The sequence below is a fragment of the Stenotrophomonas sp. SMYL41 genome, assembly GCF_036319965.1.
GTDB lineage: Bacteria > Pseudomonadota > Gammaproteobacteria > Xanthomonadales > Xanthomonadaceae > Stenotrophomonas > Stenotrophomonas maltophilia_R.
On sequence record NZ_JAWIRX010000015.1, the window covers coordinates 28,866 to 46,584 of the forward strand.

Consider the following 17,719-nt stretch of genomic DNA (forward strand, 5'->3'; position numbering starts at 1 on the left):
GTGCGGACCAACGGTCCGCCCCACCGGGTTCAGTTAGATCCACGCCATGCGTGGATGAGAACCCGACAGATTCAGCGCGCCAGGCCATCCAGCAGCGGCATGCGCTGCGCCACCGCATCATCCACCTGCAGATCAGCATCGCTGGCTTCCAGCGGCAGCACCGCCAGTGCCAGGTCACCGGCCACGCAGGCGATCGTGCCCAGCGCCGCGCCGTCCTGCTGGACGCCGTCGCCGGCCTGTGCCGGTGTGGCGGTATGCAGCAGCTGCACCGCACGCTTGGCTTTCCCGAGGAAGTGGGTGCGGGCGACGATTTCCTGGCCGGGATAGCAGCCCTTCTTCACGCTGTAGCCGTTCAGGCGGTCCAGGCCCAGCTGCTGCGGGGTCCACACTTCGCGCTGGCTTTCTTCCAGTCGCGGCAGGCCGTAGCGCAGGTCGGCCTGGCGCCAGGCCAGGGCGAAGGTGGCCTCATCGGCTTCGCTGCTGCCGGCGAAGGCGTCGGCAGCACCAATGCACAGGGTGCGCGGCAGGGCATCGCTGCCCAGGTCCAGCTCCCAACCGTCACCTGAGGTCTGCGCAATCGCGGCGCCGCTGGCGGCCTCGGGTGCGGTGAACGCGCCGGCCACGGCCAGGTCGTTGCGCAGCAGTACCTTCACCTTGCGGCGGAACACGAAGCGCTGCAGTTGCGACGCAATTGCATCGGCGTCGCCGTCGGCCAGCACCAGCATCACATGGTCTTGCGCCAGCCGAAGCAGCTGGAACACCGCCAGGGTGCGGCCCTTGGCGCTCAGCCAGGCACTCCATTGCCAGTGCTGCGGGGGCAGGGCGGTGACATCGCTGCTGAACTGGGCGTGGGCGAAGACGGCCGCATCCGGGCCTTGCAGGCTCAGCAGCTGGTGGCCGGACAGGCGCGGATATCCGACGAAAGCAGGGGGCAGGTTGTCAGGCACGTGAACGAGGTCTAAAATTTGTGCGTTGCGAGACCGAACATGATAGGCCAAACAACCCCCACTCCCGACGACGAATCTGAAGCCCCGCTGGTCCTTGCGGCACCCGTGCCCGTGGAACAGGAAAAAGCAGAGGAATTCGGCGGCCGCGGCGGACTCGATCCGGTGCGGTATGGCGATTGGGAGAAAAACGGACGCTGCATCGATTTCTGATCAGCATTGAGCCAACGCGGCCACGTGCCGCCCAGCCGAGACAACGAGCCCAGCGAATGGCGACCAGACAACGCCCACTTTCCCCGCACCTTCAGGTGTATCGCTGGCAGATTCAGATGGCCACCTCGATCCTGCATCGAGCCACTGGCGTCTTTCTGTCTGTTGGTGCCCTCATCATCGCTGCCGGCCTGCTGGCCCTGATGATGGGGCCCGAGTCCTGGAACTGCTTCACCGGCCATGCCGGGGCCTGGTATGGCCGCGTGTTCCTGTTCGCGTGGACATGGTCGTTCGCCTATCACCTGTGCAATGGCATCCGCCACGTGGTGCAGGACTTCGCCATCGGCTTCAGCATCCCCGCCTTCATCCGCAGCAGCTGGCTTTCGGTCATCGGCAGCCTGGTGATCACCCTGCTGGTGTGGGCCTATGTGATGTTCGGAGGTGCCGCGTGAGCAAGTTCCGTACCCCGTTGAAGAACGTGCGCGGCCTCGGTTCGGCCAAGACCGGCACCGAGCACTTCGTGCACCAGCGCCTGACCGCCGCCGCCCTGGTGGTGCTGGGCATCTGGTTCCTGGTCTTCGTGCTGGGCCTGCTTGGCTCGGATTACGCGACTGCCGCCGCTGCCGTGGCCAAGCCGTGGAATGCGGTGCCGCTGATCGGCCTGCTGATCGCCATGTTCTGGCACGCGCAGCTCGGCATGCAGGTCGTGCTGGAAGACTACATCCACGAATCGCTGCTGGCCCTGGTGCTGCAGACCGCGGTGAAGTTCGTCGCCGTGCTCGGCATGATCGTCAGTGTGTTTGCGGTGGGCCGCATCGCCCTCGGCGTTGCCTGAGCCCAGGCACCAACACAGGAATCCAGATTAGATGTCCGCTTACAAGATCACCGAACACAAGTACGACATGGTCGTGGTCGGCGCCGGCGGCGCCGGCCTGCGCGCCACGTTCGGCCTGGCCGCCAAGGGCCTGCAGACCGTGTGCCTGACCAAGGTCTTCCCGACCCGTTCGCACACCGTTGCCGCCCAGGGCGGCATCTCGGCCGCACTCGCCAACATGGGTGAGGACGACTGGCGCTACCACTTCTTCGACACCATCAAGGGTTCGGACTGGCTGGGTGACCAGGACGCCATCGAATACATGTGCCGTGAGGCCATCCCGGCCATCATCGAGCTCGAGCACTACGGCGTGCCGTTCTCGCGCACCGCCGAAGGCAAGATCTACCAGCGTCCGTTCGGTGGCATGACCACCAAGTACGGCGAAGGCCCGGCGGCGCAGCGTACCTGCGCGGCGGCCGACCGTACCGGCCACGCCATGCTGCACACCCTGTACCAGCAGTCGCTGAAGCACGATGCGCGCTTCATGATCGAGTACTTCGCACTCGACCTGATCTTCGATGAAGAAGGCGCCTGCCGCGGTGTGCTGGCCCTGGACATGTCCGACGGCACGCTGCACCTGTTCCGCGCCCAGGGCGTGGTGCTGGCCACCGGCGGTTACGGCCGTGCCTACTTCAGCGCCACCTCGGCGCACACCTGCACCGGCGACGGTGGCGGCCTGGCCATGCGTGCCGGCATCGCCATGCAGGACATGGAGTTCGTGCAGTTCCACCCGACCGGCATCTACGGCGCCGGCTGCCTGATCACCGAGGGTGTCCGCGGTGAAGGCGGCATCCTGCGCAACAGCAGCGGCGAGCGCTTCATGGAGCGCTACGCACCGCACTACAAGGACCTGGCCTCGCGCGACGTGGTCAGCCGTTCGATGACCATCGAGATCCGCGAAGGCCGCGGCGTCGGCGAGCACAAGGATCACATCCTGCTCGACCTGACCCACCTCGGCCCGGGCGTGATCGACGAGAAGCTGCCGGGCATCGCCGAGAGCGCCCGCATCTTCGCTGGCGTCGACGTGCACAAGCAGCCGATCCCGGTCATCCCGACCGTGCACTACAACATGGGCGGCATCCCGACCAACTATCACGGTGAAGTGGTGCAGAAGGTCGGCGACAACGACAATGCGGTCGTGCCGGGCCTGTACGCCATCGGCGAAGCCGCCTGCGTATCCGTGCACGGCGCCAACCGCCTGGGTTCGAACTCGCTGCTGGACCTGGTGGTGTTCGGTCGTGCGGTGGCCAACCGCTGCGCCGAGACCATCAAGCCGGGCGCATCGCACAAGCCGCTGCCGGCCGACGCCTGCGACAAGGCGCTGGGCCTGCTGGACAAGCTGCGCCACGCCAACGGCGATACCCCGACCTCGGTCATCCGCGATCGCATGCAGCGCACCATGCAGGCCGACGCGGCGGTCTTCCGCACCAGCCAGACGCTGAAGGAAGGCTGCGAGAAGATGGACAAGATCTTCGACTCGTTCCAGGACGTGAAGGTCTCCGACCGTTCGCTGGTCTGGAACTCGGACCTGATCGAGACCTACGAGCTGAACAACCTGCTGCTCAACGCGGTGGCGACGATCAACTCGGCCGAACAGCGCAAGGAAAGCCGCGGCGCGCATGCGCACGAGGACTTCCCGGACCGCGACGACGTCAACTGGCAGAAGCACACCCTGGTCAGCGTCGACGAGAAGGGCAAGTGCAGCTTCGACTACCGTCCGGTGCACATGTACACGTTGACCGACGACGTGTCCGTGGTGCCGCCGAAGCCGCGCGTGTACTGATCCGACCCCGCCTACCATGCAATCCGCGCCCACGGGCGCGGGCCGCCTGAGCCAACGAGAGCAGCCATGGCCGAGTTTTCACTCCCCAAGAATTCCAAGATCACGAAGGGCAAGCACTTCCCCGTCAAGAACGGCGGCAAGAACGTGCGCACCTTCAAGATCTACCGCTGGAGTCCGGACGACGACAGCAACCCGCGCACCGATACCTATGAAGTCGATCTGGACGCCTGTGGCCCGATGGTCTTGGACGCCCTGATCAAGATCAAGAACGAGATCGACCCGACCCTGACCTTCCGCCGCTCGTGCCGCGAAGGTATCTGTGGTTCGTGCGCGATGAACATCGACGGCACCAACACGCTGGCCTGCACCCGAGCCATCTCGGACTGCGGCAAGAAGGAAGTGCCGATCTACCCGCTGCCGCACATGAACGTGGTCAAGGATCTGGTTCCGGACCTGACCCACTTCTACGCGCAGTACGCCTCGATCAAGCCGTGGATCCGCACCCAGACCCCGGCACCGCCGGACCGTGAGCGCCTGCAGTCGCCGGAAGACCGCAAGAAGCTGGACGGCCTGTACGAGTGCATCCTGTGCGCCTGCTGCTCGACCAGCTGCCCGAGCTACTGGTGGAACGGCGAGCGTTACCTGGGCCCGGCGATCCTGCTGCAGGCCTACCGCTGGATCATCGACTCGCGCGATGAGGACACCGGTGCGCGCCTGGACGATCTGGAGGATCCGTTCAAGCTGTACCGCTGCCACACCATCATGAACTGCGCCCGGACCTGCCCGAAGGGCCTGAACCCGGCGCTGGCGATCGCCGAGATCAAGAAGCTGATGATGGAACGCCGCGCCTGATCGGGCCTGGCTGTACCTGGTGGAGCCACGCCATGCGTGGCTGTGCCATCCCAGTAGAGCCACGCCATGCGTGGCTTTGCTGTATCTGGAGAAGCACGATGGAAGAAGACGTTCTGCTGAAGAAGCTGCGCTGGCGCTGCCGCCGCGGCATGCGCGAGCTGGACCAGCTGTTCGGCCGTTACCTGGACCACGAGTGGAGCACTGCGCCGACCGAAGAACGCGAGGTTTTCCTGTTCCTGCTCGACTGCGAGGACGATAAGTTGTGGCGCTGGTTCATGGGCTATGAGGCCTGCCCGCATGCGCACGCGATCCCCCTCATGCAGAAGATCCTCGCGCTCAAGCCTTGAGTGGCGCCCCTCGCGGCTGCAGGCCGCCGCCCAGCTGGCGGTGCTGCTGGCCGCGCCCTGGCTGCTGCGCGCCTCTGACCTGCCGCCAAGGCTGCTGGTCCCCGCGGTGGTACTGGCCTGGTGCGTAGGCCTGGCCGAACTGGCCTGGCGCCAACGCAGGCCGCGCGTGCCGGTGCTCCTGCCTCCGCTTCCCGAGCCGCTGCGGGTGGCCGGGCAGGATGTCGAGGCACCCCGGCTGGTGGTGCGCGGGCCGTGGCTGCTGTTGCACTGGCATCAGGGTCGGCGCCGCCAACGCCTGCTGTTCTGGCCCGATGTGCTGGATTCGGGGCAGCGACGTGAACTGCGACTGGCCGTGGCCGCACGCGCCGTTTCCCGTCGGCCCCGTACGATGGCACCATAAGCTGAATTGACCGGCGTGCCTGCATGTTCAAACCCATTCCCGTGGCCATCGGCCTGCGCTACCTGCGCGCCAAGCGCCGCAACGGCTTCATCTCCTTCATCTCGATGGCATCGATCCTGGGCATCGCGCTCGGGGTTACGGTGCTGATCACCACCCTGGCCGTGATGAGCGGTTTCCAGAAGGAAATCCGCAGCCGCCTGCTGCAGATGACCGCGCACACCACCATCAGCCGCGACGGCGAGCCGATGCCGGACTGGATGCGCGTGGTCGACATCGCCGGCAAGGACCCGCGCGTGGCCGGTGCCGCGCCGTACATCGAGATCCAGTCGATGATCAGCGGCCCGCGCGTGCAGGGCGCGATCATCCAGGGCATCGATCCGGCGCTGGAGCCGAAGGTGTCGGTGATCGACAAGAAGGTCACCAAGGGCAGCTATGACAGCCTCAAGCCAGGCAGCTTCAACCTGCTGCTGGGCAAGGAGCTGGCGATCTGGCTGGGCGTGGACGTGGGCGACCAGGTGCTGGTGACCTTCGCCGAGGTGCAGGGCACGCCTGCCGGCGCAGTGCCGCGGATGAAACGCTTCACCGTCAGTGGCATCTTCGAGGCCGGCTACAACGAGGTCGACCGCGGCGTGGGCTTTGCCAACATGCAGGACCTGGAGCGCGTGCTGCGCAGCGACGGTGCCACCGGCGTGCGGCTGAAACTGCACGACATGGACCGCTCGCTGGAAGTGGGCGTGGACCTGGCGCAGAGCCTCGGCGGTGCGTACCGGGTGAGTGACTGGACCCAGCAGAACGCCAACCTCTACCACTCGCTGCGCATGGAAAAGGTGGTGATGGGCATCCTGCTGTCGCTGATCATCGCCATGGGTGCCTTCAACCTGGTGTCCTCGCAGGTGATGCTGGTGACCGACAAGCAGGCCGACATCGCCATCCTGCGCACGCTGGGCCTGACCCCGGGCGGGGTGATGCAGGTGTTCATGGTGCAGGGTTCGCTGATCGGCATCTTCGGCACGCTGGCCGGCCTGATCGGCGGCATCACCCTGACCCTCAACCTGGAGCGGATTCTCGGCGCCATCGAGAGCGTGTTCAACGTCAAGCTGCTGCCGGAGGACGTCTACTACATCACCGGCCTGCCGACCGACATGCAGACCGGCGACGTGGTGGCGATCACCGTGGTCGCACTGCTGATGAGTTTCCTGGCCACCCTGTATCCCGCCTGGCGGGCAGCACGCACCCAGCCGGCGGAGGCCCTGCGTTATGAATAAGGTCTTCAACCGCGGCGATGAAGTGATCCGCGCCGAAGCACTGGGCAAGACCTACGCCGAGGGGCGCATGCAGACCCCGGTGTTCGACGGCCTGGACCTGACCGTGACCGCCGGCGAAACGGTGGCGATCATCGGTGCGTCCGGTGCCGGCAAGAGCACGCTGCTGCATCTGCTGGGTGGCCTCGACATTCCGACTGCGGGTGAGGTCTACGTGACCGGCCAGCGCATGTCGGCGCTGTCGGATACCGCGCGCGGCCTGCTGCGCAACCAGGCGCTGGGCTTTGTGTACCAGTTCCACCATCTGCTTCCCGAGTTCACTGCGCTGGAAAACGTGATGATGCCGGTGCTGCTGGCCGGCACCGCCGTGGCCGAAGCGAGCAGCCGGGCCACCACGCTGCTGGAAGCGGTCGGCCTCGGCCATCGCCTGGACCACAAGCCGGGCGAGCTGTCCGGCGGTGAGCGCCAGCGTGCGGCCGTTGCGCGTGCGCTGGTGAACCATCCGGCCTGCGTGCTGGGTGATGAGCCGACCGGCAACCTGGATGACCGCACCGCTGCGACCGTGTTCGAGCTGATGCTGGAACTCAACCGCGCGCGCCATACCAGCCTGGTGCTGGTCACCCACGACCGCAGCCTGGCGCGCCGCCTCGATCGCGTGCTGGAGCTGCGCGAAGGTCGCCTGCACGCACTGGCCCACGCCGACGTCTGAGCGGCCGGCAACGGCCGCCTCCCGGCGCCTGAACGGGTTTACCTGCCATCGCGCCGGCCGCACGTCGGTCGGCGCATGATCGCAGCAGGTTCCCCGAGGAGATCGCCATGAAGACCCCGATCCTGATCGCCGGACTCTGCCTGGCGCTGGCCGCCTGCGCGACGACCGGCCGGCTCAGCAGTACCGAGAAACTGGATCTGTACCGTGCCCACGCCGGCGCGCCGCAGAGCGACATGCAGTTCTTCGGCAGCCTCAATGGCTGGACCGAGCTGGGTGACAGCGCGCTGGCGGTGTGGACGCGCCCCAGCGAAGCCTATCTGCTGGAGCTGAATGGTCCGTGCCAGGATCTGCCGTATGCCACCGCCATCGGCCTGACCAGTCGGATGAACCGGGTTTCGGCGCGCTTCGACAAGGTGCTGGTGCGCGACCCCACCGGCGGCCCGCGCCTGCCGTGCTTCATCAACAGCATCCGCAGGCTGGACGTGAAGGCACTGCGTGCCTCCGAGCAGGAACTGCGCCAGGCGCAGGTGCAGGAGCGCGAGGAAGGTGCCGCACCGGCGAAATGATCAGAAAAGGGGACGGAGAGGATCAAGTCGTTTGCGGCACAAGCGGCTTGATCCTCTCCGTACCCCTTTTTGTTGTCAGGCTACAGGGGTGAAGCCGGCAGGCTTTTCCGCGTCCTTCTCGAACAGAAACTTGACCAGCTCGCCCTCGAGGAACGCACGATGTTCAGGCGTGCGCGGTGACAGACGGTTCTCGTTGATCAGCATGGTCTGGTGCGCCAGCCACGCGGCCCAGGCCTGCTTGCCGATGTTGTTGAAGATGCGCTGGCCCAGCTCGCCGGGGTAGGGCACGAAGTCCAGGCCCTCGGCATCGCGTTGTTCGTACTGGCAGAAGACGTTTCGGGGCATGGCGCTCACTCGTGGTTGCGGGTTTTCGTGGATTTTCGTTTCGGCGCCTTGATCGTGGCGCCGTCGAGCAGTTTGCGGATCGGTGCCGGCAGGCCCAGCGCGGGCAGTTCGTCGGCGGCCACCCAGCGCAGCGTGGGTTCTTCCACGCGCAGGCCGTGTACCTGCCGCGACAGTACCTGCAGGTGCAGTTTGTAGTGGCTGAAGGTGTGCTGCAGCAACGGCAGCTCCTCGGCGTCTTCCAGAGAGCCTTCAACGTGCGCGTCGAACCAGTCCTGCAGCTCGCTGCCGGCCTCGGCCTGCGGCAGCGTCCACAGCTGCGCCCAGATGCCGCTGTCCGGTCGCTTCTGCAGAAGCACGCGCTGCTGTGCGTCGCGCAGCAGCAGCGCCACTGCTTCACGTTCGGGCAGGGTCTTGCTGGGCTTGGGCGTCGGCAGTTCGGCAGTGCGGCCTTCGCGCCGGGCCACGCAGTCATCCTGCAGCGGGCAGATCACGCAGGCGGGTTTGGCACGGCTGCACACGGTCGCGCCCAGGTCCATCTGTGCCTGGGTGTAATCGGCCATGCGCCCCTCCGGCACCTGTGCCACGTGTGCCTCGGCGATCGCCCACAGCCGCTTTTCAATGGTGGGAAGGCCGGGGAAGCCCTCGATGCCGTGGTAGCGGCTGAGCACGCGCTTGACGTTGCCATCGAGGATCGCGAACGGGTCATTCCAGGCCTGGCTGAGGATCGCGCCGGCGGTGCTGCGGCCGATTCCAGGCAGCGCATGCAATGCATCGAAGTCACGTGGCAGATCGCCGTCGTGCAGTTCCACGCAGCGCTTTGCAGCGGCATGCAGGTTGCGTGCACGGGCGTAGTAGCCGAGCCCGGCCCACTGCGCCATCACCGCGTCATTGCTAGCGGCGGCAAGGTCGGGCAGGGTCGGGAAGTGCTGCAGGAACCGCTGGAAGTACGGGATGACCGTGGTCACCTGGGTCTGCTGCAGCATGATTTCCGACAGCCAGACCCGGTAGGGGCTGCGCGGGTGCTGCCAGGGCAGGTCGTGGCGGCCGTGGTCGTCGAACCAGTGCAGCAGGCGGGCGACGAAACCATCGCGTTCTGCAGTCTCGGCGCTGGCGTGCGGCTGGCGGGGCATTGGCGTTCCAGAGAGGCAGCCACCGGTGGGGTGGCTCTACCAGGGTGCAGTAGAGCCACGCCATGCGTGGCTGCGCGGTGTATCAGGCACCCAGCGCTTCGGGCAGCAGGGCGTCGACGAAGGCTTCCGGGTCGAACACGCGCAGGTCTTCCGGGCGCTCGCCAATGCCGGCGAAGCGGATCGGAATGCCGAACTCGCGGGCCAGCGCGAACACCACGCCGCCCTTGGCAGTGCCGTCCAGCTTGGTCACTACCAGGCCGGTCACGTTCACTGCGGCATTGAACTGGCGCAGCTGCGACAGCGCGTTCTGGCCGGTGGTGCCGTCGATCACCATCAGCACTTCGTGGGGTGCGGTGGGGTCGATCTTGCCGAGCACGCGGCGGATCTTGCCCAGCTCGTTCATCAGGCCGGACTGGGTGTGCAGGCGGCCTGCGGTGTCGGCGATCAGCACCGAGGTGCCACGGGCCTTGCCGGCCTGCAACGCATCGAATGCCACCGAAGCAGCATCGGCGTTCTGCCCCTGCGCGACCACGGCCACGCCGTTGCGCTCGCCCCAGGCCTGCAGCTGGGCCACGGCGGCGGCACGGAAGGTATCGCCGGCGGCCAGCATCAGGCTGTGGCCGTCATCCTTGAAGCGCTTGGCCAGCTTGCCGATGGTGGTGGTCTTGCCGACGCCGTTGACGCCGACGGTCAGTACCACGAAAGGCTTGGCAGTGCGGTCGATCACCAGCGGCTTGGCCACCGGCTGCAGGATCGCGATCAGCTCGGCGCGCAGCGCGGCCAGCAGCGCATTGGCGTCAGCGAATTCGCGCGACTTCATGCGCTTGCGCAGGCCCTCGACCAGGTCGGTGGTGGCACCTACGCCGACGTCGGCGGTGATCAGTGCGGTTTCCAGCTCGTCCAGCAGGTCGTCGTCGAGCTTGGGGTTGCGCGAGAACAGGCCGCCGAAGCTGCGTGCGATGACGCTGTTGCGCAGGCGTTCGCGCCAGCCAGGCTTGCCGGCCGGGGCCGGGGCGGCATCGACCAGCACCGGCAGGTCAGTCGCAGGCGTGGCCGGCGCTTCGGCCGGGATGACCGGGGCCAGCGGTGCGAGCACGGCGGCCGCAGCCAGGGCCTCGGCTTCGAAGTCCTCCGCAGCGATGACGCGTTCCGCAGCCGGCGGTGCCGGTGCGGCGGCCGGCGCTTCGGGCACTGCGACGGGCGCCGGTGCAGGCGTCGGCGCGGGCGTGGCAGCCTCGGACGTGTTCGGAGCGGCTACCGGAGCGGCCGGGGCTTCTTCGACCGGGGCTGCGGACGGGAATGCCGCCGCCAGCTCTTCAGCCGAGTAGTGCTGGGTCTTGGGAGCCTCCGCTGCGGGGGCATCCTGGGGCTTCTTGCGGCGGAAAAAACTGAGCATTGGCAAAAGGCGCTGAAATCAGGGGGATATGCTACCACTCGGGCCTGTCGGGCCGATGTGGACTCAACATCGCGGCCTGCCCGCCGTTAACCGGTCCGGAGGGCTGCGCAGGGCGGCCCGGAGACCGCCATGAACAACGTGATGGGAATTGCTCTCAGTGGGATGCAGGCGGCCCAGCAGGGCGTCCAGGTGGCCGCGCACAACGTGGCCAACCTGGCGACCCCGGATGCCCAGCGCCTGCAGTTGCAGCGCGGTACTGCGGAGCAGGGCGGGGTACAGGCCGCGGCGTTCCCCGCCGGCACCGATCCTCGTGCGCCATTGGGGGATCTTTTGGCCGCGAAAGCAGAGGTGGTGGCCTTCGCCGCCAATGCTGCGGTGATCCGCCGCCAGGACCAGATGCTGGGATCGCTGCTGGATCGCGAGGCCTGAACCCCCTCGGCAGCTGCCAACCTTGGTTGGCACGCTTTTGGGGCGCCAACCAAGGTTGGTCTCTACCAGGGCAGCAGTGCCAACCAAGGTTGGCACCTGCCAAAGCAGCGCCGGGCCATGCCCGGCGACCACTGCCTCGATCAGGCCGACAGCTCCAGCAGCAGCTTGTTCAGGCGCGCCACGTAGGCACCCGGATCCTTCAGGCTGTCACCCGCGGCCAGTGCGGCCTGGTCGAACAGCACCCGGCCGAGGTCGTCGAAGCGCGCGCCATCGGCTTCGGCATCCAGCTTGGCGATCAGCGGGTGGCCCGGGTTGATCTCCAGGACCGGCTTGCTCTCCGGCACCTTCTGCCCGCTGGCTTCCAGGATCTGGCGCATCTGCAGGCCCAGGTCCTGTTCGCCGATGGCCAGCACCGCCGGCGAATCGGTCAGGCGGTGCGAGACGCGCACTTCGGCCACGTCATCGCCCAGCACCGTCTTCAGGCGCTCGACCAGGCCCTGCTTGTCCTTGGCCGCCGCTTCCTGTTCCTGCTTGTCCGCTTCGGTTTCCAGCGCGCCCAGGTCGAGGTCGCCACGGGCAATGTCGACGAAGCCCTTGCCGTCGAAATCGGTCAGGTAGCCCATCAGCCACTCGTCGATGCGGTCGGTCAGCAGCAGCACTTCCACGCCCTTCTTGCGGAACACTTCCAGGTGCGGGCTGTTGCGTACCTGGCTGTAGCTTTCGCCGGTCAGGTAATAGATCTTGTCCTGGCCTTCGGCCATGCGGCCGAGGTAATCGGCCAGCGACACGCTCTGTGCATCGCCGTCGCCACGGGTGGAGGCGAAGCGCAGCAGGCCGGCCACCTTCTCGCGGTTGTTGTAGTCCTCGGCCGGGCCTTCCTTCAGCACCTGGCCGAATTCCTTCCAGAACGTGGCGTACTGCTCCGGCTTGTCGGCGGCCAGCTTCTCCAGCATGTCCAGCGAGCGCTTGGTCAGCGCCGACTTCATCGAATCGATGACCGGACCAGACTGCAGGATCTCGCGCGAGACGTTCAGCGACAGGTCGTTGGAATCGACCACGCCCTTGATGAAGCGCAGGTACAGCGGCAGGAACTGCTCGGCCTGGTCCATCACGAACACGCGCTGCACGTACAACTTCAAGCCCTTGGGCGCATCGCGGTGGTACAGGTCGAACGGCGCGCGGCCCGGCACGTACAGCAGCGAGGTGTATTCCAGCTTGCCCTCGACCTTGTTGTGGCTCCACGCCAGCGGGTCGCTGTGGTCGTGCGCGACGTGCTTGTAGAACTCGGTGTACTCGGCATCGCTGATTTCAGTGCGCGGACGGGTCCACAGTGCGCTGGCGCGGTTGACCGTTTCCCACTCGACCGCTGCGCCTTCTTCGCCGCCCTCCTTGGGCATCTGGATCGGCAGGCCGATGTGGTCCGAGTACTTCTTGAGGATGCTGCGCAGGCGCCAGCCATCGGCGAAATCGTGCTCGCCGTCCTTCAGGTGCAGCACGATGCGGGTACCGCGTTCGGCCTTGTCGACGGTGGCCACTTCGAAATCGCCTTCGCCGCGCGAGGTCCAGCGCACGCCTTCGCCTGCAGCCAGGCCGGCGCGGCGCGAGGTCACTTCCACTTCGTCGGCGACGATGAAGGCGCTGTAGAAACCCACGCCGAACTGGCCGATCAGCTGCGAATCCTTCTTCTGGTCGCCGGACAGCTGGCGCAGGAAGTCGCCGGTGCCGGACTTGGCGATGGTGCCCAGGTGGGCGATGGCTTCGGCACGGCTCATGCCGATGCCGTTGTCTTCGATGGTGATGGTGTGGGCGGCAGGGTCGAAGCTGACGCGCACGCGCAGTTCGCTGTCGCCTTCCAGCAGGGCCGGCTGGGTCAGGGCCTCGAAGCGCAGCTTGTCGGCGGCGTCGGCGGCGTTGGAGACCAGCTCGCGCAGGAAGATCTCCTTGTTGGAATACAGCGAGTGGATCATCAGCTGCAGCAGCTGCTTGACTTCGGTCTGGAAGCCAAGGGTTTCGGTCTGGGGGGTCTCGGTCATCGATAAGGCTCCGTGTGCAATGCCGCGCCAGCGCGTGCGGCCTCGCCAAGGGGTATGGCTGATTGTCCCGAAATCAAGGGGTTGGTCGGCCGGGCTGCGCCCGGCACCCGCTCAGTGCAACTGCAACTGCCAAAGCCAGAGCCAGAGCGGCATTCCGTGGGATGGCGGGGCACTGTGGGTTCGCGGGGACGGCGCAAGTACGTCCATGTAGCCTTGGTCGCCGCATCCATGCGGCTCACACCCCGCGAACCCACAGTGCCCCGCCTCTGACAGGTTCACGCGGCTGTTGGTAGGTGTCGACCTTGGTCGACACATTTGTCAGATATCGATACATCAAATGGGGTCAGATCCGTTTTCCGCAGGAAAACGGATCTGACCCCACCTGTATGTCGGGCATCGGATCGCGTCTTGGGTAGAGCCCCCCTGAGTTAGGGGGCGGCCGCGAAGCGGCGGGGGTGTGGAAGATGGTAAGTGGGGCCCGCGTTTCGCGCAGCGAAGCGTGGGAGCGACAGCGCGCATGCGTTGGCGCGTCCCCGGGCGCCGCCCGGCCGAACTACAATCCCGCTCATGCTGAATTTCTCGAACAACCTCCGCCGGGGGCGCCGATGAGCGGCCGTGGGGGCAATGACGGCCAGGTCCGCATCATCGGCGGGCGCTGGCGCAATACCCGCCTGCCGGTGCCGACCCTGCTGGGCCTTCGGCCCAGCGGCGATCGCGTGCGCGAGACCCTTTTCAACTGGCTGATGCCCAGGCTCGGCGGTGCGCGGGTGCTGGACCTGTTCGCCGGCAGTGGCGCACTGGGCCTGGAGGCGGTCTCGCGCGGTGCCGCGCATGCCACCCTGGTCGAGCGCGATGCGCAGCTGGGCCGCAACCTGACCGCCGCGGTGGCCAAGCTGCAGGCCAGCGACCAGATCACCGTCGTGCAGGCCGATGCCCTGCGCTGGCTGCAGGGCGCGCCCGCGCAGCAGGCCGACCTGGTCTTCATCGACCCGCCGTTTGCCGATGGCCTGTGGCAGGACGTGCTGGCCCAGCTGCCCCGGCACCTGGCCGCCGATGCCTGGCTGTACCTGGAATCGCCGGCCGGCCACGTGCCGGTGCTGCCGCCGGACTGGCTGCTGCACCGCGAGGGCGGCACCCGCGAGGTGCGCTTTGCCCTGTACCGCCGCGCCACTGCTACACTTTGACCTCATCTGAACATCTGCATCCGCCCATGACCGTGGCCAACCGCCGCATCGCCGTCTATCCCGGCACGTTCGACCCGATCACCAATGGTCATATCGACCTGGTGAGCCGCGCCGCGCCGCTGTTTGAAAAGGTCGTGGTCGGCGTGGCGCAGAGCCCGTCCAAGGGCCCGGCGCTGCCGCTGGAGCAGCGCGTGCAGCTGGCGCGTGGCGCCTTGGCCCACCACGGCAATGTCGAAGTCATCGGCTTCGATACCCTGCTGGCCCATTTCGTACGTTCGGTCCAGGGCGGGGTGCTGCTGCGCGGCCTGCGCGCGGTGTCCGATTTCGAGTACGAGTTCCAGATGGCCAGCATGAACCGCCATCTGATCCCCGAGGTCGAGACCCTGTTCCTGACCCCGGCCGAGCAGCACAGCTTCATTTCGTCCTCGCTGGTCCGCGAGATCGCGCGCCTGGGCGGCGACGTGTCCGGTTTCGTGCCGGCCGCGGTGCTCGAAGCCCTGCGCAAGGTCCGCGAAGCGAAGGCAGCACAGTCGTAAGCCCGCTGTACCCGCACCCCATTACGTACAACACCACGCACCATTCCGGGAGGAAACCCATGAACACCACCACGCGCGCGATGCTGATCGCTTCGTTGGCCCTGGCCTTCACCGCCTGCAAGAAGGAAGAGGCCGCTCCGGTCGACGAGGCCAAGCAGGCCCTGGTCGCTCCGTCCAAGGACGACGATGCAGGCTGGAAGAAGTACCTGCAGGAAGTGGCCATCCAGAACATGGGCAACATCACCAACAGCCCGTTCCTGTACTACCTCTCGCCGGAATCGGACCCGGACTTCCAGGCCAAGTACGAGCGCCAGACCGAAAGCGCCACCCAGGCCGTGGCCCGTGGCGTGCAGCCGGGCAACATGCTGGCCTTCGGCTCGTCGGCCTCGGGCAAGATGGCTGACATGATCCAGGCCGTGTTCAAGGACGTGTCGCCGGATTCGATGAAGGGCGTGCGCGTCGTCTTCATCGGCCAGTCGGCCGACAACGCCCGCGTGCAGGCTGCGATCCAGCCGACCGGTGCCGAGTACATTTTTGTCGAAGCCAAGTAATACCCAGCCATGGCGGCCATGCTCCGGCATGGCCCGGGCGGCGCACCGCAAAGACGCCGCCGATGACCTGACCGGCCCGCGCGCCCGCGCTGGCCGGTCCTTTGTCCCAGGGCGCGGGCGAGGAGTATCGCCGTGTCGCTGAAAATCAATGAGCTCTGCGTCAACTGCGACGTATGCGAGCCGGCCTGCCCGAACCAGGCCATTGCGATGGGTGAAACCATCTACGTGATCGACCCTGCGCGCTGCACCGAATGCGTGGGTCATTTCGACGAACCACAGTGCGTGGTCGTCTGCCCGGTCGAGTGCATCGATCCGGATCCGGAGATCGTGGAAACGGAAGACCAGCTGCTGGCCAAGCTGCGCCAGCTGCAGCACGATCACCCCGAACTCTATGCGGAGCCCCCATCCGAATGAAGACGTTGATCGTCCGCCCCCTGCTGCTGCTCGGCCTGCTGCTGAGTCCGATCGCCTGGGCCGACAGCCCGGCCCGCGCCGAACGCCCCGATGGCGCGGCCATTGCCAGCGGCCACGCGCTGGCCACCCAGGCCGGCATCGACATCCTGGCGCAGGGCGGCAACGCCTTCGACGCCGCCGTGGCGGTGTCATCCACGCTGGCGGTGGTGGAGCCGATCAGCTCTGGGCTGGGCGGAGGTGGCTTCTTCCTGTTGCATGACGCTGCCACTGGCAAGGACCTGATGCTGGATGCGCGCGAGATCGCGCCGGCCTCGGCAACCCCGCAGGCGTTCCTCGACAAGCAGGGCAACCTCGACCGCGACCGCTCGGTCAACGGCGCCTGGTCAGCCGGTATCCCGGGCCTGCCCGCAGCGCTGGTCGAACTGTCGGCCAAGCACGGCAAGCTGCCGCTGTCGGCTTCGCTGCAGCCGGCGATCCGTGTCGCCCGTGAAGGCTTTCCGGTGTACGAGCGCATGGCCAAGGGCTATGCCTCGCGCCGCGAAGTGATGGAGCGCTACCCCGGCACGCGCGAGGTCTACCTGCGCAACGGCAAGCCGATCGCCAGCGGTGACCTGTTCAAGCAGCCGGAACTGGCGCAGGCGCTGGAGCGGCTGGCCGCAGGCGGCTTCGATGGCTTCTACAAGGGCCAGACCGGAAAGCTGTTGCTGGACGGCGTGAGGCAGGCCGGCGGCAAGTGGACCGCTGAAGAGCTGGCCGGCTACCGCGTGAAGCAGCGCGAACCGATCGTGTTCAACTACAACGGCTGGAAGATCACCACCGCGCCGCCGCCGTCGTCCGGTGGTATCGCGCTGGCCAGCATGCTGCAGATCCTGGAAGGTTGGGACATCAGGAAGATGGACCCGGCGCATCGCACCCACCTAGTGGTGGAGTCGATGCGTCGCGCCTACCGCGACCGAACCTTCTTCCTCGGCGACCCGGACTTCGTGCAGATCCCGCAGAAGGTGCTGACCAGCAAGGACTACGCACAGGGCCTGCGGGCCACCATCCATCCGGAGAAGGCCACGCCCAGCGACCTGTTGTCGGGCAACCCGACGCCGCTGGAAGACGACGAGACCACGCACTTCTCGATCATCGACCGTGATGGCAACCGTGTCGGCGCCACCCAGACCGTCAACCTGTTGTATGGCTCGGGGCTGATTCCCAAGGGCACCGGTGTGCTGCTGAACAACGAGATGGACGACTTCGCGCTGAAGCCGGGCACGCCCAATGCGTTCGGCGTGATGGGCTATGAGGCCAATGCGCCGAAGGCGGGCAAGCGCATGCTCAGCTCGATGACGCCGACCTTCATGGAGAACGCCGACAAGGTGGTGGTGCTGGGCACGCCGGGTGGCAGCCGCATCATTACCATGGTGCTGCTGGGCATCCTTGGTTACGACGCCGGCCTGGATGCGCAGCAGGTGGCGGCGCTCCCGCGCTATCACCACCAGTGGCTGCCGGACCTGATCGAAGCCGAGGACGATGCGTTCGACGCGGCGACCGTGAAGCAGTTGCAGGCGATGGGCCACAAGATCGACCTGCCGGGTGACGTCGCCGCAGGCGGCCGCGGTTCCAGTCATGTGTGGGGCAACCTGCAGACCGTGGAATGGGACCGCAAGGCGAACAAGCTGTACGGCGGTAGCGACCCACGCAACCCGGTGGGCAGTGCCCAGGTCGTGCCGGCACGCTGATCCGGTTGTGCTGGCCGCTGGCCGTCA

General features: G+C 66.8%; 21 protein-coding genes. 16 read left to right on the plus strand and 5 right to left on the minus strand.

All coding sequences use genetic code 11. From position 1 onward, the window contains the following. Nucleotides 1-71: 71 nt before the first annotated feature. Nucleotides 72-947: a folate-binding protein YgfZ gene (locus tag V3B30_RS16490; protein WP_100471962.1), complete on the minus strand. Its 876-nt coding sequence runs from the start codon at nt 945-947 to the stop codon at nt 72-74. Between the two features lie 39 nt (nt 948-986). On the opposite strand from V3B30_RS16490, the gene V3B30_RS16495 reads away from it, so the two are divergent. The 10 genes from V3B30_RS16495 to V3B30_RS16540 all read left to right on the plus strand — a co-directional run bounded on the left by V3B30_RS16495 (nt 987) and on the right by V3B30_RS16540 (nt 7,947). Next, entirely contained in the window at nt 987-1,157 is a 171-nt protein-coding gene (locus V3B30_RS16495) for a DUF1674 domain-containing protein (protein WP_262083923.1), read from the plus strand. Nucleotides 1,158-1,213: 56 nt separating this feature from the next. After that, nucleotides 1,214-1,606, plus strand: coding sequence for a succinate dehydrogenase, cytochrome b556 subunit (gene sdhC, locus V3B30_RS16500; protein ID WP_024958620.1), 393 nt, complete (start codon nt 1,214-1,216; stop codon nt 1,604-1,606). After that, a complete protein-coding gene (sdhD, locus tag V3B30_RS16505) occupies nt 1,603-1,989 on the plus strand; it encodes a succinate dehydrogenase, hydrophobic membrane anchor protein (RefSeq protein WP_005409077.1) in 387 nt (128 codons plus the stop codon). Before sdhC ends, sdhD begins: the two co-directional genes overlap by 4 nt. A 31-nt stretch (nt 1,990-2,020) precedes the next feature. Then, nucleotides 2,021-3,811 (plus strand): succinate dehydrogenase flavoprotein subunit, encoded by a 1,791-nt coding sequence (gene sdhA, locus V3B30_RS16510; RefSeq protein WP_087922237.1) that lies wholly within the window; start codon nt 2,021-2,023, stop codon nt 3,809-3,811. 66 nt (nt 3,812-3,877) lie between these two features. Then, entirely contained in the window at nt 3,878-4,663 is a 786-nt protein-coding gene (locus V3B30_RS16515) for a succinate dehydrogenase iron-sulfur subunit (RefSeq protein ID WP_005409079.1), read from the plus strand. Between the two features lie 98 nt (nt 4,664-4,761). Further along, nucleotides 4,762-5,010 carry a succinate dehydrogenase assembly factor 2 gene (locus V3B30_RS16520; RefSeq protein WP_005409080.1) on the plus strand — a complete coding sequence of 83 codons (249 nt, stop codon included), beginning with the start codon at nt 4,762-4,764 and terminating at the stop codon, nt 5,008-5,010. Continuing rightward, nucleotides 4,961-5,410, plus strand: coding sequence for a hypothetical protein (locus V3B30_RS16525; RefSeq protein ID WP_262083922.1), 450 nt, complete (start codon nt 4,961-4,963; stop codon nt 5,408-5,410). Before V3B30_RS16520 ends, V3B30_RS16525 begins: the two co-directional genes overlap by 50 nt. Nucleotides 5,411-5,433: 23 nt before the next feature. Continuing rightward, a complete protein-coding gene (locus tag V3B30_RS16530; protein WP_087922239.1) occupies nt 5,434-6,675 on the plus strand; it encodes a lipoprotein-releasing ABC transporter permease subunit in 1,242 nt (413 codons plus the stop codon). Then, nucleotides 6,668-7,381, plus strand: coding sequence for a lipoprotein-releasing ABC transporter ATP-binding protein LolD (gene lolD / locus V3B30_RS16535; RefSeq protein ID WP_005409083.1), 714 nt, complete (start codon nt 6,668-6,670; stop codon nt 7,379-7,381). The genes V3B30_RS16530 and lolD overlap by 8 nt, the downstream gene beginning before the upstream one ends. A gap of 107 nt (nt 7,382-7,488) precedes the next feature. After that, entirely contained in the window at nt 7,489-7,947 is a 459-nt protein-coding gene (locus V3B30_RS16540) for a DUF6491 family protein (RefSeq protein WP_100471966.1), read from the plus strand. Between the two features lie 75 nt (nt 7,948-8,022). Here the strand turns inward: V3B30_RS16540 and V3B30_RS16545 are convergent, their stop codons facing one another. From V3B30_RS16545 to ftsY, 3 genes are all read right to left on the minus strand, one after another. Then, nucleotides 8,023-8,292: an oxidative damage protection protein gene (locus V3B30_RS16545; RefSeq protein ID WP_262083921.1), complete on the minus strand. Its 270-nt coding sequence runs from the start codon at nt 8,290-8,292 to the stop codon at nt 8,023-8,025. A gap of 5 nt (nt 8,293-8,297) precedes the next feature. Further along, entirely contained in the window at nt 8,298-9,422 is a 1,125-nt protein-coding gene (gene mutY / locus V3B30_RS16550) for an A/G-specific adenine glycosylase (RefSeq protein WP_262083920.1), read from the minus strand. A gap of 82 nt (nt 9,423-9,504) precedes the next feature. After that, nucleotides 9,505-10,818 (minus strand): signal recognition particle-docking protein FtsY, encoded by a 1,314-nt coding sequence (ftsY, locus tag V3B30_RS16555; RefSeq protein WP_262083919.1) that lies wholly within the window; start codon nt 10,816-10,818, stop codon nt 9,505-9,507. Between the two features lie 129 nt (nt 10,819-10,947). Between ftsY and V3B30_RS16560 the strand changes: the two genes are divergently transcribed. Continuing rightward, nucleotides 10,948-11,247, plus strand: a complete 300-nt coding sequence (locus V3B30_RS16560; protein ID WP_262083918.1) for a flagellar basal body protein — start codon at nt 10,948-10,950, stop codon at nt 11,245-11,247. Between the two features lie 140 nt (nt 11,248-11,387). Here the strand turns inward: V3B30_RS16560 and htpG are convergent, their stop codons facing one another. Continuing rightward, complete coding sequence (gene htpG / locus V3B30_RS16565) at nt 11,388-13,280, minus strand: molecular chaperone HtpG (protein WP_262083917.1); 1,893 nt, start codon at nt 13,278-13,280, stop codon at nt 11,388-11,390. Nucleotides 13,281-13,885: 605 nt separating this feature from the next. On the opposite strand from htpG, the gene rsmD reads away from it, so the two are divergent. The 5 genes from rsmD (at nt 13,886) to ggt (ending at nt 17,692) form a co-directional block, all read left to right on the plus strand. Then, a complete protein-coding gene (gene rsmD / locus V3B30_RS16570) occupies nt 13,886-14,464 on the plus strand; it encodes a 16S rRNA (guanine(966)-N(2))-methyltransferase RsmD (RefSeq protein WP_262083916.1) in 579 nt (192 codons plus the stop codon). A 26-nt stretch (nt 14,465-14,490) separates the two neighbouring features. Beyond that, complete coding sequence (gene coaD / locus V3B30_RS16575; RefSeq protein WP_005416145.1) at nt 14,491-15,000, plus strand: pantetheine-phosphate adenylyltransferase; 510 nt, start codon at nt 14,491-14,493, stop codon at nt 14,998-15,000. Nucleotides 15,001-15,059: 59 nt separating this feature from the next. Then, complete coding sequence (locus tag V3B30_RS16580) at nt 15,060-15,551, plus strand: hypothetical protein (RefSeq protein ID WP_100471973.1); 492 nt, start codon at nt 15,060-15,062, stop codon at nt 15,549-15,551. Between the two features lie 132 nt (nt 15,552-15,683). Further along, entirely contained in the window at nt 15,684-15,965 is a 282-nt protein-coding gene (locus tag V3B30_RS16585) for a YfhL family 4Fe-4S dicluster ferredoxin (protein ID WP_004153175.1), read from the plus strand. Continuing rightward, the gene (gene ggt, locus V3B30_RS16590) at nt 15,962-17,692 is read left to right on the plus strand and encodes a gamma-glutamyltransferase (RefSeq protein WP_262083915.1); all 1,731 of its coding nucleotides are present in this window, start codon (nt 15,962-15,964) and stop codon (nt 17,690-17,692) included. Before V3B30_RS16585 ends, ggt begins: the two co-directional genes overlap by 4 nt. Nucleotides 17,693-17,719: the final 27 nt, after the last annotated feature.